Here is a 15,662-nt window from a genome sequence, read left to right on the forward strand (position 1 = left end):
GTTATTCATTTTACTTCATTGTTATTTATATTGGACTTTTTGATAGGTCTATCTTTAGAAGATTCAGTTGATTTTGATTCTTCCTGTTGTTCTTGTAGAATATTGATATTTTGATGTATAACTTCTTCGTCTATTGAGAGATGCTCTTCCACATAGTCTTTTAGCTCTTGAACTGTTTCCGTATTTGAAAGTATTTCTTTTGCTTCATTATGAATATCTTCTTTAAGAGATTTTGTATCTGCTTGACTAATATCACCTAATGTATGGAATAGTTCACGTTCTTTTTCTGAAAGATTTTTGTGAGGACTATGTTTTTTTAATGATAAATGGAGCATCTTTCTTCGGAAGAGTTTTTCCATAATGATATCTTTACGATCACGGAGCCAGCCATAAATAAGAATAATTAGGAGCAATAGTCCCATATAACCGAGAATTGGGTAGAGGATACTAATCAAATCTTTAAAACCAAAGAAACTACATATATATCCTATGATTACTACAGAAATAATAATAATTCTCATTCTTTTTGTGCTGCCGTTGGCAAAACGTCTAGCAATAGAATAAAAAAGAGAGAATGCTGTATTAAAAATAAGTGAAAAGACTGTGATTGCATATATATATGCTAGCCAAGGATGAATTTGATTGGCAATAGCAAGAATCGGCAAATCTGCATCTTTTACGGTATCTAGATTTGCAAAAATAGAGATAGCAGCTATAAAAACAACTAATCCGACTAATAGGCCGCCACGAGTGCCACCTTTTTCAGCAATACCAATACGAACAACAGAACCACCTAAAATAAAGGCCATAGAAACAGCTGTCATAGCACATAGAGAATAATAATTAATGACAGAAAACCATACATTGCTTGTGGCTGGTTTGATTGTGTGGGCTAAAGCCTCTAATGTAGTCCAATCATGACTTTTACCAATAAAAGAGTAGCCTGTAATGATGAATATCATAACAATCATGATAGGAGTAAAAACACCTAAAACATTAGTTATTTTGTCAAAGTTCATAAATGATACGGTTATGATTAAAAGTGAGCAAATTAATCCACCAACCCAAAAAGGGAATCCAAATTGTTGTTCTAAGTTTGAGCCTGCGCCAGCAATCATAACAAATCCCATAATAAAGCTACCAGAGATTAGTACAAAATCAAGTATTCTTGTAATAATAGGATGGGAAATCTGTGTAAAAACTTCTTCATGATTGTCTGCACGATAGTAACTCCCCAAAGAAAGCATGATTTTACCAAATGCGGCATTTAATAGACCTAGTAATAGAACACCAATGAGACCTATTTGGCCAAAACTTATGAAATATTGTAGAAGATCTTGTCCACTCGAGAGTCCTGCACCTACAATAACACCTATGTAGGCAAATGCAATTTTCCATGATTGTTGCATTATATTTTCCTCCTTCCAAATACATAACTTAGTATACAAAATAATATTATATCATACTAATGATTCAGGTGATGGAAACCTCACCGCCAATCTCTATAAGATTAGCTAAGAATGGACCCATTTATAGACCTTAAGTTCAATACACTAACTATTGAATTGACGGCGTGTCCATGTGAAAGTACTGCCTCATAAATGTAACATATATCACATTTTTTAGGCAATAGATTGGAGATAGTATCTATGCGTAAAAAATATAATGTAAAAGTTAAAATAAATTAGAGAAAATAAAAGAAAAACCGCGAAAAATGAGAGATCAAATATTTTAATTCCCGTTTTTGAGCGGTTTTAAGATGTAAATCGTTTATTTTATATGAATTTGTTATGGATTAATGATTATAATTTAGGATGTTATTTATTTAAGTTTTCCACAATGCTTAGAATATCTTCTGCTTTACGAGCAATGTGTGTTACGCCTAGTTCTTGGTGGAGAGATTCTTCTCTAAAGCCCCAGGTAACACCGATACAGAGTAGACCAGAGTTTTTTGCAGTAGCTACGTCAACTTCAGAATCACCTACATAAATAGATTCTTCTGGTGTAGAGCCTAGTTCTTTTAAGGCTTGGAGTACCATGTCTGGAGCAGGTTTACGTTGTAAGCCAGGTCTTTCACCGATGGCAACAGGTAAGCGATCGCCAAAGTATTCTTTGTTGAGAGGTGTTACACCTTCTTGGATTTTGTTAGATACGATAGCCAATTTATAGCCTTTTTCACGCAATGCATCTAGCATATCTAAGATGCCAGGATACGGTGCTGTAGTATCTTTTAGATGTTCTCCATAGTAGGTTTTGAACTCCTCAATATATGGTTCTAATTCATGATCTCCTACTGTACTAGGCAAGCATTGACGCATCAAGTACGTTACTGCATTACCAAGTGCTGCCTTTACCTCTGCTAGAGACTTTTCAGGAAAGTTATGTGTACGTAGTACATAATTTACAGCATTCGCTAAATCTGTAGCCGTATCGAGCAATGTGCCGTCGCAATCAAAAACGATGGTTGTATATTTCATGGGAACCTCCGATGTTAAATCAATATGTACTTTATAAGTATATGATAAATATGGAGAAAATCAAGAGAATAGCCGTATTAGTTACTATAATTATGTTACAATAGTAGCAGTAATTATTACAGTGTATTGGAGGCGTAGTATGACTGAAATACAAGCTCTTTTATTGATAAAATCGATTCTCGAATCCGCAGATATTCATGGTGTCGAATCTTTCTTGGCAGAGGATTGCGAATACATGTCCACTGGTCGTGGTATTATTGGCCGCAATCGCAATGAAACGATTGAGTTCTTATCCTCCATGGCTGAGTCTATCAAGGCAGATAATGTGCCTGTTACGTGCAAGGTCATGCATATTACCGATGTGTACGAGGAGGATGCGTTATTCCATGAGGGCCGTCATGGTTTGACTGTTTCTTATGAAAGCGGCGATAATTATGTGTACATGATTTTTGTAGATGTAAATGATGAAGGGCTCGTAGACCGCATCGTATCTAGTCAGGAAAACTATAGTATTGAGTATGATGATCTTCGCTTTGGCGATGATGAAAGCGAGTATGCATTCATTTCTGCACCAACTACTGTGAAAGATTGGATTACAGCCCTCAGCATGTGGCTTGAAACCGGGAATGTTGATGTAGACGATTTCTACCAATATATAGATGAAGACACACGTGTTGTATTCCAAAAGGGGGATGCTGAATCGATTACCCTTGAAAGCGGCCTTGATGTAGAAGATTACTTTGATCAGCTCATGAACCAACACTTTGATGCGGTACCTCATATCATTCGCGATGAAGAAGATGCCCTTATTTTAACCTATGGTCCTATGAGTGCCATTGCAACCCTCAATGAAGAAGGCGCACTAGCGCTTATTAGTATCTATATTGACACACGCGACGAAGATGAAGCCACTGATGAAGTTGGCTATATCGAAGAAGAACTAACCAAAACAACAACTACTGAAGAAGATTTATTTTAATTAACTCTATCAGTAACATGTACTAGACTTAGTCTAAATATATATGGTTAGTGTGATACTACCAGTTAAAAGTATTATATTTAGTCTAGAAATGTAAAAAACTACCAGTTAATTTCACGTTGTAGTAGATCGCCCTCCTGTTATTGAAGATCGGTTTACAAAACAACATGACTAACTGGTAGTTTTAAATTTAATTAGAAATAATTATTTTTAACTGGTAGTATCTACATTTCATCATGGTCTTTAATGAGACCAGCTTTTTTCTTTTTCCAATAGGAGTAGTAGAATGGCAAGATTACGATACAGCCACCTAGACCCCATAGTAATTGGTTAGTTTGTGCTTGGGCGAGCATCCAAAGGGATGTGCCAATAGCGATGACTGGGATTAAGTAGCCACCAGGGATGGTGTAGGACCGAGCTTTATCTGCCCATTTGCGACGGAAGATAATAACGGCCAAACATGTTGGTAGGTATTGTGTAAAACGAGATACTGCACTAATAGCTGCTAGTGTAGTAAAGGAACCAGACCATGCGAGTAATACACTAGCAATGGCTGTAACAATAGCTGCGACATATGGTGCATTGTAACGATTGCGTTTGGCTAGAGCACTTGGCAACATACCATCTTCTGCCATGGATGTTGCTACACGAGGTGCATAGTAAGCTTCTGCAAAGTTGATACCACCCATAGAGATTAAGGTACCTATTAATACGATATACATACCAACAGGACCAACGATTGCATTAAACGCATCTTGTACTGGAGCTTTTGTATTTGCTAAGTCAGTACCAAGTACACCAATTGATACGGCAAGGATAGCCATATATAGGACAGATACAAGAAGCATGCACATGATAATAGCACGAGGCAAATTCTTTTTAGGGTTTTTCATATCCTCTGCAGCAATGGCAATAACTTCAAATCCTGTATAGGCAAAGAATAGAAGAACTGCTGCTTGTGCAAATGATCCATCTACATAGATGTCTTGAGGAAAGAGTGGTGTAAAGTTAGCACCATTTATAAAGAAGATACCAATGGCAATAAATAGAGCAAGAGGAACAAGTTTAGAAATGGTAATTAAGTTATTAACGAATTTAGATACATTAACACCAAAGATATTTACAATCGTAAGACCTATGATTAAGATACCTGAAATGACATCTTTTGCAAAATCATTACTTAATGCTGGTACTGCTGCGCCGAGTGCGGTAGCAAAGCCAACGGCCATGGCCGCCCAAGCAATAACAGTTACAATCCATTTGAGAACGCCCACTTCAAAGGCCCAAAAGTCACCTAATGCGTGCTTTGCATATAGATAAGGACCGCCATTACGTGTGAATAGGCTAGCTGCTTCTGCAAAGCAAAGGGCGATACAACCTGCAATAACGGCGTCAAATAGTAGGACGCCTAAACTAGCGGAACCAATGATAGAATACGCTTTGTTTGGTAGTAGGAAGATACCAGTCCCTACAATACCATTGATGCCTAGGAGTACAATACTCCAAAAGCCAAATTTTCCTGTTTCTTTCATACTAAAACCTTCCTACTATTTAGTTATATTTTCTCGAGCTGCTGTTACAAAGGCAGTAAATAAACGTTTTGCATTCTCATCTGTTTCAGACATCATTTCTGGATGGAATTGGCAGGCTACTAACCAAGGATAGGAGGAGTCTTCTAAACCTTCTACAGTACCATCCTTAGCTCTTGCTACTACTTGTAAACCTTTACCAACATGTTTTACTGTTTGATGATGGTGAGAGTTAGTAATCCATGTGGAGCGACCAATTGCACTGGCTAGTTTTGATTCAAATTCAATATCTACTGTATGAGTGCCAAGAGAAGGTGTTTGGTTTTGTGAATGTTTTATCGTACAGTTTTCGTCATACTTTAAATCTTGGTATAGAGAACCTCCACGATATACATTTAAAATTTGAATGCCTCGGCAAATACAAAAGATAGGAATCTGTTTTTCTTCCGCTGCTTTCAATAATGCAAAATCAAATTGATCTCGTTCAGGGAATACATCGCCTAGACCTTGCAATGGTTCTTCACCATAATTAAGTGGGGATACATCGTGACCGCCAGATAATAATAAGGCGTCGAGTTTTGCCACTGTTTCACGGGCTACGTCGAGATTTTTTGTAAATGGAATGATAACTGGAATGCCACCAGCCTCTTCAATGGAGCGTGGATAATCATGGTTTACATAAGAACGTAACAAATCTACATAGGCACCACTAGTATCTCGTAAGATATTACCAGATACACCAATAAATGGTTTTGTCATAATATCACCTCATATGTGTAAAATATTGTACAATTAGTATAATTTTAGTATATCAAATATTCGTGAATAAATAATACTACTATTGTAATTAATTATAAAACTTATACGTACTAAAATATGTTAAGAATGATACATTTTCTAAAATTCATATTGCTTTTGTAGGAAAATCATATACATATATGTTTTGTTAAAAACATGGTATGATAGATTACGAATAAACTGTACGGGAGGTTTACTATGGTTTTTCTTACATCCTTACAGAGCATCATACCTATTGTATTGCTAATCTCGCTAGGGTATATATTAAAAGGGCGAGGGATGTTTCACCCTATATTTAGTGGTAACCTATCTAGATTTATCATGTCTGTTGCGTTACCAGCCGGTGTATTCGTATCTGTATTGCATCATCTACATACATCGGATTTATGGAATCTTCGATATGGGATGCTAGCCGTTACATTAACCTATGTAATTGCGTATATCGTTGCTTTTATCATGATGAAAGTACTGAAAGTACCTCGAGGTAGGCGTGGTATTTTTATAAATATGGTAGTTAATGATAACTGCTTATTTATTGGATTGCCAGTGCAAATCGCCCTCTTTGGTCAAGATGCGCTACCATATTTCTTGTTATATTACATCGGTAATACCATTTCAGTATGGATGGTAGGGGTATTCCTTATAGAATTAGATCCACTACCTAATGTCGAATTAGGTTTTGATAATAGTAAAACGGATGGTATAAGTAATAGCACAGTAGATACAGAAACAAAGCGTAAGAAGTTTAAATTTGATTTAAAGAAGTTATTACCTCCACCATTGTTAGGGTTCTTTGTAGCATTGATATTCTTATTCTTTGAAATTCCTTTAGCACCAATTTTACATACTACATTGAATTACTTAGGTGATATGGTAACCCCATTATCTTTGATTTATATTGGTATCGTACTTCATGATGCGGGGCTAAAAAGTATGAGTCTTAATAAAGATTCTATTGGTGGTATTATCGGTCGTTTTGTAATTTCACCGATTATTATGTTCTGTGTCATTCTGGGTTTGCAATATGGCGCAGGTATCGTCCTAGAACCAATAGCAATCATTACCTTTGTTGTACAATCGGCAGGGCCCGTTATTGCAGTATTACCAATTGTAGCCAATGAATCGAAATCTGACTTGCCATTTGCTACAGGGCTTGTCATGATTAGTACTATATTATTTGTAGTAGCTATACCAATTATTATGGAAATCCTAACTATGATAGGCATAACAGCATAAACAATAAAAAGGTCTGACTATAATGTCGGACCTTTCTTATTATTGTCTTTAGACTGGTTCGCGACGTAGTCGCGAATTATTAAACCACCCGCTATGCGGGTGCGGCAACGAAAGTTATACAAAAAAATCACCTTGCTTAAGTATAATGTAGGTGTTCAAGCCGCATTATATGCAAAAGAAAGGTGATTTTATATGGCAACAAAGACACAGAGCCTTGCGCACACAAAATGGTTATGCAAATACCACATAGTATTTACACCTAAGTATAGACGTAAAGTTATATATAATCAATACAGAAATAGTTTACGTGAAATACTGAGACGTTTATGTGAATATAAGGGCGTCAAGATTATAGAGGGGGAGCTTATGGCTGATCATGTGCATATGCTAGTATTAATCCCACCTAAAATATCAGTATCATCTTTTATGGGATACTTAAAAGGGAAAAGTGCATTAATGATGTTCGATAAACACGCAAACTTAAAGTATAAATTTGGAAATAGACACTTTTGGTCCGAGGGTTATTATGTTAGTACAGTAGGTTTAAATGAGGCTACAGTAAAGAAATATATACGTGAGCAAGAGTTACATGACCAAATGAAAGATAAACTTAGTGTAAAAGAATATGAGGACCCTTTTAAGGGTAGCAAGTAATACACATCCCCTTTAAGGGGAACGTTACGAGTCAATGGCTATGCGGCTTGAACGTAGTGAAAGCCAGCGCCTTTAGACGCTGGCCTAGTACTACGGGCTTATAGCCCGTGAGCAAACCACCCGTTTTACGGGTGGTTCTGATTTACCTAAATATGTAAAAATGATAAACTATAAAATAAGTGTTAAAAGTATAAAATATCCTATTGCGTTTGAGGAGAGAATTATGAAGTTAAGGCGTTTACTAATATTAAGTTGTATTGGTGTTATAGGTGCAATGGGCATTTCTCAAGCCATTGAGGTTAATATTCCGGGAGCGCATCCAGATATTCCTAAAGAGGCCTATCAAGAATATCGTATTCAGGGGGACGTGGCAAAAAAAATTGATGACCGTCAAGCAAGGGAAGTAAAAAAATGGGCACAAAATCAACCAAATTATAATAATGAAAAATTAGCTGATGATATTTATAGATCACAAGAATTAGTGAGGGCGATTTATCAGTCTAAAACTGTATATATTATTACAGATAATGGGGCAGATATTAAATATACTAGTCCAAAAGAAAGTATATTAGGATGGTCTATTGATCCTAAACATTTTTCTAAATATCCTATTAAGAATGGTGGCATAACTTTGTCAGGAGTAGCTGATTATGGCTATGAAACAAGACCACAACCTAAAGGTTCTAAGTGGGAAAATACAAATGTTGAGTATGCAGACGTAAATAAATCTATCATACAGGATGTGATTAGAAAGAATTTAGAAAAAGAAAAGATAGTTCCTCGGTTTGTAGATGGAGGTGTTTTTACATATCCTGGTCTAGAGAAAGCAACTTGGGATGTAATAGGCTTAGATAATCATCATGTAGAGGGGACAATTAATTTTACGTTACCGAAAACACCGACTCTTTCTTATCATATAGGGCAATCTCTCAATAATGATATTATAAAAAATATTATTAAAGACGATACGCAACGTTCCATCTCGGACACAATGGGACCATTGGCTAATTTTGTGTTACCTTCGATTAAGTCTGCTAGTGATGTGTTGGAATATACTGATCCAGTACGTCTTGGACCTTATACATTCAGAGTATTAAAAAATAGTAAATTTAAGGAGCATGAAGTTATAGGTAAAGCGGATTATGATATCTATCAAGCAGGACGTATTAAGGCTGTATTGGGTAAGCAACCTTTAGCAGAAGGTCTTAGTGTTGAGAAAAAGAATATTCTATATAGTTATTTAAGAATGATTGTTGAAAATCATGGATTAAAAGGGCATAAACGATTACAATATGCCACAGTTTGGAATAATAGTGTACCTGCATTATACTTTGAAGCGGTTAAAGAAAATTCAACACTCTTTGGTATGGTATTATATGATAATCAAAATATATATACGTATTATTTATATAAACCACATGATGTTCATGTAAGTAATTATAAATTGCGTGATGTGATTCAATATGTAGATATTAAATCTAGTAAAGGGTTATTTGACAAGGCTACTGTAGGGATTGGTTTTACTCCGAATCGAATCCAATTTATGGAAGTACGTCCAGATAATAAAAAAGTTGTTAATGATAAAAAATAAGTAGCAATAAAAAATAATGTAATAGTTAGCGTAAAAAAGAGGTTTAACACTTAAGTGTTAAACCTCTTTTGTTATGATTATCTAAAGAATCTACCAATGAGTGGCATGCTTGCACCATCATTTTTATTAAGTCCTTTTAGAAGAACCATGATAATAACATAGAGCAATAAGCCTTCGATACCTGTGAGTATGAAGTTAACCCACATTGGTAAGATATCTGTTAAGTAGTGGTAACTCATAAAGATGAGTATACCCATGACACCGGCACTGACCACATTTTTCCATAGAAGGGAAATATCGAGGAAGTAGCCTGTATATTTTTTGATATAAATCAAGTTTAGCAATGCAGCAAAGCCAATATCAGCAACTGTTGCCCAAGCAGCACCGCCGATACCAAGCCATGGGATGGCCGTTAATGTCCAGTTCAAGATGACTTTGATTACTAACGCAATACCCATATTAATTACAGGAATACGCGGTTTGTTAAGACCTTGTAAGATACCTGTTGTTACTTGGTGTACACCGAGGAAGAAGATAGAGAACGCTGTAATTTGCGTTGCTAATTCTGCCTTAGGTGCATTATAAATCAAGGTTACTGTTGGGGCAGCTAAGACATATAATAGTACCGTAAATGGTACAGTAGCCATAAATGTCAATCTCATGGAGCCAGAGGTACGTTCATAAATACCTTGATGATCGCGTTTGGCAAAGGCATGAGAGATAGCTGGAACAATGCTTGTTGCAAGAGCCGCTGTAATAATGGTTGCCAAGTTGATGAGCGGCACTGCCATACCTGTAAGATAACCGAACAGTTCTGTTACTTCATTCATCGGAAAACCAGCATCTAAGAGTCGACGTGGTACGATGAGCAAATCGAGGTTAGCCGTCAGTGGCAACATGATACTTGCTAAGGAAATTGGAATAGACAATGTTAAGAGTCGTGACAAAATTTCTTTAGCTGACTCACGGGGACCATCGTAGCTTTCACCAGTGCTACTTGCCTTAGGCAATTTGTAGTAATAGTACAAGAGCACTAAAAAGGCACCAAAGGCACCGACACCAGCACCTAAGCTAGCACCACCTGCAGCAGCTGGTAGACCATAAGGTAACAAGATAGCTGCGGCACCGAGCATGACGATAACACGTAACAGTTGTTCTACGATTTGGCTGACCGCCGTTGGCGTCATCATTTCATAGCCTTGGATATACCCGCGGAAGCAGGAAATCCACGTTACAAAGAATACTGCCGGAGCGAGCGCGATGATAGAGTAGTAGGCACGGCTTTCAGCAATGAGACCACTAGAGATTAGCCAATCTGCACCAAAGTACATGGCAAGACTGGCGATAAAGCCTGTAATGGTTAACATTGTAAAAGATATATTGAATACTCTCTTAGCACCACCAAAGTCGTGTAAGGCTAATCGTTCTGCCGTCAAAATAGAGATGGCAATCGGCACACCTGCGCTCGAAATTTGTAATAGTAACAAATAGATAGGAAAGGCCATCTGGTAGATACCGATGCCTTCACCACCCAAAATGCGGGATAGAAGAATCCAGTTAATACTACCGATGGCTTTCACTACGAAACCGGCAATGGTTAAAATTAAGGTTCCTTTTAAAAATCCACTAGCCATTGATTATAGTTTGTTGGAAGAACCTAATACATTTTTGATTTTGTGAGCTACCATGCCTTTAATAGCATCACGAGCAGGTCCTAAGTATTTACGAGGGTCAAATTCGGATGGATTTTGAGCCAAGTATTCACGTACAGATGCAGTCATAGCAAGACGAAGGTCTGTATCGATGTTGATTTTGCAAACTGCCATTTGAGCTGCTTGTCGAAGCATTTCTTCAGGTACGCCTTGTGCACCAGGAATGTTGCCACCGAATTCGTTACATTTAGCTACGAATTCAGGCAATACGGAGGATGCACCATGCAATACGATAGGGAAGTTAGGCAACAATTCGCCAACTTTTTTCAAACGATCAAAGTCGAGGTAAGGGTCGCCTTTGAATTTATAAGCGCCGTGGCTAGTACCAATAGCAATTGCTAAGGAGTCTACACCTGTAAGATGTACGAATTCAGCAGCTTGTTCTGGGTCAGTGAAGCGAGCATCTGCATCGGATACATTTACATCATCTTCAACACCAGCTAAACGGCCCAATTCTGCTTCTACTACAACGCCATGAGCATGAGCATATTCAACAACTTGTTTAGTGATTTTTACGTTTTCATCGAAATCATGGTGAGATGCGTCAATCATAACAGATGTAAAACCGCCATCTACACAATCTTTACAGATTTCGAAGGAATCGCCGTGATCAAGGTGAAGAGCGATAGGTAAGTTGCTGTCTTCAAGAGCTGCTTCTACGAGTTTTACAAGGTAAATATGCTTAGCATATTTACGAGCACCTGCAGATACTTGCAAGATAAGAGGGGATTGTTCCTCTTTTGCAGCATCTACGATACCTTGTACGATTTCCATGTTGTTTACATTGAAAGCGCCAACAGCATAGCCGCCTTCATAGGCTTTTTTGAACATTTCTGTAGTAGTAACTAATGGCATGTTGTCCTCCTTGGCCATAGGGCCTGTCATATCATGTTATTAATACTGTGACTGCTAGTATTTCTAGCGCATATGAGCTAGATAAAAAACTAGTGTTATTGCAATCATATATCAATTCAAGTTAAGTATATCAAGAAACACTATAAAGGGCCAATATTTTTTGTATAACTTATGCATAAAATTCGTTAAATTTTATGGCCCATGTGGGCTAATTTTTATGTATTAGTGTTTATTTTGTAAATAATGATTACCTTAGTAGGTCAGTAATGCCTTCATATCCGATGGTATTGGTGCCTGTAGTTCTAACCATTCATCTGTCATGGGATGGTAAAAGCTAACTCGTGATGCATGGAGTGCTTGGCGTCCAATATAGTTTAAATGACCACCATATAAATCATCTCCCGCTAGGGGATATCCCAGTTGAGATAGATGGACACGAATTTGATGGGTTCGCCCTGTATGTAACAAACATTGAACATGAGTGAAGTATTGGTCTCCCATATTTTGACTAATGACATTACTACCAAGAACCGTTATATCTGTGTGAGCTGGTTTACCTTCGCTCGTACAACAACGCTCGATAATACTACCTGGTTTGCGTCCGATAGGCCAATGAATGCTTATAGAATTAGCAGGTAATTGACCTTCTACAATAGCATCGTAGTTTTTATGAAAATGAGTTAGCTTTTTATCAAACGCATGTTGTACTACAGAGGTTTTTGCAATGATAACAATGCCAGAGGTATCCTTATCCAATCGATGAACAGGATGAAAATCATAATGCTGATTTGTCTCTTGGTAGTAATGTAGAACACCATTTGCTAAGGTATGATCTCGTACCGTAGAGGTGGGATGCATGAGTACACCAGCCTCCTTGTTGATAACTAGAATATACTCATCTTCGTAGACAATATCTAGATTCATAGGGCTTACACTAAATTCTTGCTCAGGTGTTAATTCCATAACGAGATGATCACCACCATGTACTAGGGTGTTCCACGTAGAAGCATTGCCATTGACTGTTATGATACCGTCATTTCGCAATCGCCGCCTCATACGTTGTGAAATATGCTGTTGTTTTATAATATGATTCATAGATTGCGTATGTACGTCAGAATCTACAATCAAGTCGATTATGGTTGCTGTTTTCATGGCTTTTATTATATCAAATAAATAGTAAATGAAGAATTTTTCATTATTTGTTGTATTTATATAGTCTCGTATAGTATAATCTTTATTAATGTATTTTATATATTTTTTATATGTAAGCATGTAAGCTTTTTATGGTACTGCAATTTTGTTTTAGCAGTTCAATTTCTTAGAACCATATAGAGAGTCAATATGGTTTACTTTGTAAAAGGAGAGGTTTATGAATCTTAACAAGAAATCCTTATTAGTCGCTTGTGTGTTGGCGGCTATGTCTACAAGTGCTTTCGCAGCATCTACTACAACATCTACTACTAGTACAACAGTGATGAATCAAGATACACCAACATCTACTAGTACAAAAGTTACACGTGAACAACATACTTCGACTCTATCTACATCTACAACAACAACTACAGAAAAATCTTCAAACCGTTCTAGTAGTACCTCTGTGGGCGTAGGTGTTGGTATTGGTCGACTTGATACCTTCGTACCTATTTCTGGCGCTGTTAAAGAGCCACCAGCAGGTGTAAAAAAGGCTATGAAGGTATTGAAAGATGACTCCTTATTACAACAAGGATATTTAGGCCTTGTTAAAGAAAAAGGAAAATGGGGTATCGTAGGTACTAATGGTCAAGTCGTACTTGCGCCAGCCTATAAATCTTTAGACGCATCTAGTAAAAAGGATGGTACTTTCTTTGTTGAGGAAGGTAAAAATAAAATTTCTCACATTAAAGGCGATGGTACTGTATTAGAATCCGGCAAAGAAGCGCAAGAAGCTTTATATAGCAGCCTTAATGAGAAGAATACAGCTGTTAAAGAGTTGAATGATTTTGATCCTAAAACTGTTAGTCAAAACTATCCAAGTGATTCTTATGTAGCTTTCACAGAAAAAGGTAAATTAGGATTTAAAGATGCTAATGGCAATGTAGTAATTCAGCCTCAATTTAAAGCATTATCCGATGTAGAAACTAAATTTAGTGAGGATCGCGCCTTTGTAAAAGCTAATGGTAAAGTGGTAGCTATCGATGGTAAAGGTACTGTATTGTTTAACGCTCCATCTAATGAAGTATACCCATATAAAAATGGCTTAGCTGAATTCCGCCGTAAGGTTAGTCACTTTGGCCTTGGTGGTATTCTAGGTCTTGTAGGTATGGGCTACTTGTATAATCATGGTGGTGTATATCTTGATGGCCTTGGCGGTCTTGTAGATGACGGCATGAAGCGCGGTTATATTGATCGTAATGGTGCTGTTGTAATCGATAGCAAAAACGATTATGTGTACCCTATGGAAGAACATGGTACCTTGGTTCGTAATGAAGGCAAATTAGGCTTTATGAATCGTCAAGGTCAATATGTAATTCAACCTGGCAACTATGAAGCTGGTACAATCGATGTAAACAACGTGTTGTTAACATTAAAAAATAAAGATACTAATAAATATGGTATTTTCGATATGGAAACAGGCAAACAAGAGGTACCGTTTAAATACGATACTATTGAGTTTGTAGGTGAACATGAAATGTCTGTCACTAACGATACAAATCGTTATGTAGTAGATATGGCTACTGGTCGCGTTATCTATAAAGGTGATAAATCTATGAACGTAAAAACCTTCCTTGGTGATACGTATACATGGGTATATAACAAAGACGGCAATTATAAGATTCTATCCCTTGATGGTACAGTGACAGAAACTCCAGTTATGAAAGATATTTCTGGTACTGGTAGCTTCTCTCATGGTTACAGCCCAGTAAAAATTAAAGGTAAATGGGGGGTTATTAATTCTAAAGGCGAGTTAGTAGTTCAACCTTCTTACGATGAAATTACAATTTTATAATGATTATGTTAAGACTGTACTTGTAAGAGTGCAGTCTTTTTCTATTTCTTGACTATATTGATTATATGTATAAATTTTTTGTATTTATCTATATATTTATTCAATAGATATTCAATGGACAATCCTCTTATGATTAATAATAGTTATAATTAAAAATATCGATTTACCTAGAAAATAAGCCTGTTATAAGGTATAATTATAGAGATATATTCCGATTTGGTGTACATTTACACTTTCACTTGGGATATGAGGATGATGAAAGTAATGCTATGAACCCCATGCCCAACGGGTTCAGGTGTAGGAGGTATAAAATGGCTAAAGATTGTTCCTTTGACGTTGTGTCCGAAGTGGATATGCAAGAGGTAGATAATGCGGTAAACCAAGCTAAGAAAGAGATTGGTACGCGTTATGATTTCCGTGGTTCTAAAGCGGAAATTAGTCTTGAAGGTGACACTATTAAAATCATCGGTGATGATGAATATAAATTGAATACCATTATCGATGTATTAAAAGGCAAAATGGTTAAACGTAACGTAGCGATTAAAAATCTTGACTACGGCAAAGTTGAACCAGCTGCTGGTGCTACAGTTCGCCAAATCATTACTATTAAAAAAGGCATTACAAAAGAAAATGCTAAAGAAGTAGTAAAAGCAATTAAAAACATGAAAATTAAGGTACAAGCATCTATCCAAGAGGATCAAGTGCGCGTATCTGGTAAGGATAAAGATGATTTGCAAGCAGTAATCCAAATGTTAAAACAATTGGATATCCCTGTAGAATTGCAATTCGTTAACTTCCGTTCCTAATAACATATGTCTATAAGATAGGGTTAGTTAAATTCGCAT

General features: G+C 36.7%; 13 protein-coding genes. 6 read left to right on the plus strand and 7 right to left on the minus strand.

The genetic code is table 11. The annotated features are described in order from the left end of the window. Positions 1 to 5: 5 nt before the first annotated feature. Entirely contained in the window at positions 6 to 1,409 is a 1,404-nt protein-coding gene (locus tag ACWTVK_RS01135; protein ID WP_456045682.1) for a YkvI family membrane protein, read from the minus strand. 408 nt (positions 1,410 to 1,817) lie between these two features. Then, the gene (locus tag ACWTVK_RS01140) at positions 1,818 to 2,477 is read right to left on the minus strand and encodes an HAD family hydrolase (protein WP_456045683.1); all 660 of its coding nucleotides are present in this window, start codon (positions 2,475 to 2,477) and stop codon (positions 1,818 to 1,820) included. A 139-nt stretch (positions 2,478 to 2,616) separates the two neighbouring features. Here ACWTVK_RS01140 and ACWTVK_RS01145 point away from each other — a divergent pair, with 139 nt between their 5' ends. Beyond that, on the plus strand, positions 2,617 to 3,456 hold the full coding sequence (locus tag ACWTVK_RS01145) for a hypothetical protein (RefSeq protein ID WP_456045684.1): 840 nt from the start codon (positions 2,617 to 2,619) through the stop codon (positions 3,454 to 3,456). Positions 3,457 to 3,680: 224 nt separating this feature from the next. Here the strand turns inward: ACWTVK_RS01145 and ACWTVK_RS01150 are convergent, their stop codons facing one another. Together ACWTVK_RS01150 and ACWTVK_RS01155 are read right to left on the minus strand one after the other, a co-directional pair. Then, the gene (locus tag ACWTVK_RS01150) at positions 3,681 to 4,988 is read right to left on the minus strand and encodes an APC family permease (protein WP_456045685.1); all 1,308 of its coding nucleotides are present in this window, start codon (positions 4,986 to 4,988) and stop codon (positions 3,681 to 3,683) included. 15 nt (positions 4,989 to 5,003) lie between these two features. Continuing rightward, entirely contained in the window at positions 5,004 to 5,744 is a 741-nt protein-coding gene (locus ACWTVK_RS01155) for a gamma-glutamyl-gamma-aminobutyrate hydrolase family protein (protein WP_456045686.1), read from the minus strand. Positions 5,745 to 5,981: 237 nt separating this feature from the next. On the opposite strand from ACWTVK_RS01155, the gene ACWTVK_RS01160 reads away from it, so the two are divergent. The 3 genes from ACWTVK_RS01160 (at position 5,982) to ACWTVK_RS01170 (ending at position 9,264) form a co-directional block, all read left to right on the plus strand. After that, the gene (locus ACWTVK_RS01160) at positions 5,982 to 7,019 is read left to right on the plus strand and encodes an AEC family transporter (RefSeq protein ID WP_456045687.1); all 1,038 of its coding nucleotides are present in this window, start codon (positions 5,982 to 5,984) and stop codon (positions 7,017 to 7,019) included. A 192-nt stretch (positions 7,020 to 7,211) separates the two neighbouring features. Further along, positions 7,212 to 7,673, plus strand: a complete 462-nt coding sequence (gene tnpA / locus ACWTVK_RS01165; protein ID WP_005380067.1) for an IS200/IS605 family transposase — start codon at positions 7,212 to 7,214, stop codon at positions 7,671 to 7,673. Positions 7,674 to 7,896: 223 nt separating this feature from the next. Continuing rightward, positions 7,897 to 9,264, plus strand: coding sequence for a hypothetical protein (locus ACWTVK_RS01170; protein WP_308522894.1), 1,368 nt, complete (start codon positions 7,897 to 7,899; stop codon positions 9,262 to 9,264). A gap of 77 nt (positions 9,265 to 9,341) precedes the next feature. Here the strand turns inward: ACWTVK_RS01170 and ACWTVK_RS01175 are convergent, their stop codons facing one another. From ACWTVK_RS01175 to ACWTVK_RS01185, 3 genes are all read right to left on the minus strand, one after another. Next, positions 9,342 to 10,898: a putative polysaccharide biosynthesis protein gene (locus ACWTVK_RS01175; protein WP_005386176.1), complete on the minus strand. Its 1,557-nt coding sequence runs from the start codon at positions 10,896 to 10,898 to the stop codon at positions 9,342 to 9,344. 3 nt (positions 10,899 to 10,901) lie between these two features. Continuing rightward, the gene (fba, locus tag ACWTVK_RS01180) at positions 10,902 to 11,831 is read right to left on the minus strand and encodes a class II fructose-1,6-bisphosphate aldolase (RefSeq protein WP_155086741.1); all 930 of its coding nucleotides are present in this window, start codon (positions 11,829 to 11,831) and stop codon (positions 10,902 to 10,904) included. Between the two features lie 252 nt (positions 11,832 to 12,083). Beyond that, positions 12,084 to 12,983: an RluA family pseudouridine synthase gene (locus ACWTVK_RS01185; protein WP_456045688.1), complete on the minus strand. Its 900-nt coding sequence runs from the start codon at positions 12,981 to 12,983 to the stop codon at positions 12,084 to 12,086. A 217-nt stretch (positions 12,984 to 13,200) separates the two neighbouring features. On the opposite strand from ACWTVK_RS01185, the gene ACWTVK_RS01190 reads away from it, so the two are divergent. After that, positions 13,201 to 14,817 (plus strand): WG repeat-containing protein, encoded by a 1,617-nt coding sequence (locus tag ACWTVK_RS01190; protein ID WP_456045689.1) that lies wholly within the window; start codon positions 13,201 to 13,203, stop codon positions 14,815 to 14,817. Positions 14,818 to 15,128: 311 nt separating this feature from the next. Next, positions 15,129 to 15,623, plus strand: a complete 495-nt coding sequence (locus ACWTVK_RS01195) for a YajQ family cyclic di-GMP-binding protein (RefSeq protein ID WP_456045690.1) — start codon at positions 15,129 to 15,131, stop codon at positions 15,621 to 15,623. The last annotated feature ends 39 nt before the right edge of the window (positions 15,624 to 15,662 follow it).

It is taken from the genome of Veillonella sp. Ser01 (assembly GCF_053850375.1).

What these genes read in the sequence shown, in the direction of transcription:
- ACWTVK_RS01170 (WP_308522894.1), top strand. Translation starts at nt 7,897, where the DNA reads ATGAAGTTAAGGCGTTTACTAATATTAAGTTGTATTGGTGTTATAGGT.
- fba (WP_155086741.1), bottom strand. Translation starts at nt 11,831, where the DNA reads ATGCCATTAGTTACTACTACAGAAATGTTCAAAAAAGCCTATGAAGGC.
- ACWTVK_RS01140 (WP_456045683.1), bottom strand. Translation starts at nt 2,477, where the DNA reads ATGAAATATACAACCATCGTTTTTGATTGCGACGGCACATTGCTCGAT.
- ACWTVK_RS01185 (WP_456045688.1), bottom strand. Translation starts at nt 12,983, where the DNA reads ATGAAAACAGCAACCATAATCGACTTGATTGTAGATTCTGACGTACAT.
- tnpA (WP_005380067.1), top strand. Translation starts at nt 7,212, where the DNA reads ATGGCAACAAAGACACAGAGCCTTGCGCACACAAAATGGTTATGCAAA.
- ACWTVK_RS01150 (WP_456045685.1), bottom strand. Translation starts at nt 4,988, where the DNA reads ATGAAAGAAACAGGAAAATTTGGCTTTTGGAGTATTGTACTCCTAGGC.
- ACWTVK_RS01155 (WP_456045686.1), bottom strand. Translation starts at nt 5,744, where the DNA reads ATGACAAAACCATTTATTGGTGTATCTGGTAATATCTTACGAGATACT.
- ACWTVK_RS01195 (WP_456045690.1), top strand. Translation starts at nt 15,129, where the DNA reads ATGGCTAAAGATTGTTCCTTTGACGTTGTGTCCGAAGTGGATATGCAA.
- ACWTVK_RS01145 (WP_456045684.1), top strand. Translation starts at nt 2,617, where the DNA reads ATGACTGAAATACAAGCTCTTTTATTGATAAAATCGATTCTCGAATCC.
- ACWTVK_RS01160 (WP_456045687.1), top strand. Translation starts at nt 5,982, where the DNA reads ATGGTTTTTCTTACATCCTTACAGAGCATCATACCTATTGTATTGCTA.
- ACWTVK_RS01175 (WP_005386176.1), bottom strand. Translation starts at nt 10,898, where the DNA reads ATGGCTAGTGGATTTTTAAAAGGAACCTTAATTTTAACCATTGCCGGT.
- ACWTVK_RS01190 (WP_456045689.1), top strand. Translation starts at nt 13,201, where the DNA reads ATGAATCTTAACAAGAAATCCTTATTAGTCGCTTGTGTGTTGGCGGCT.
- ACWTVK_RS01135 (WP_456045682.1), bottom strand. Translation starts at nt 1,409, where the DNA reads ATGCAACAATCATGGAAAATTGCATTTGCCTACATAGGTGTTATTGTA.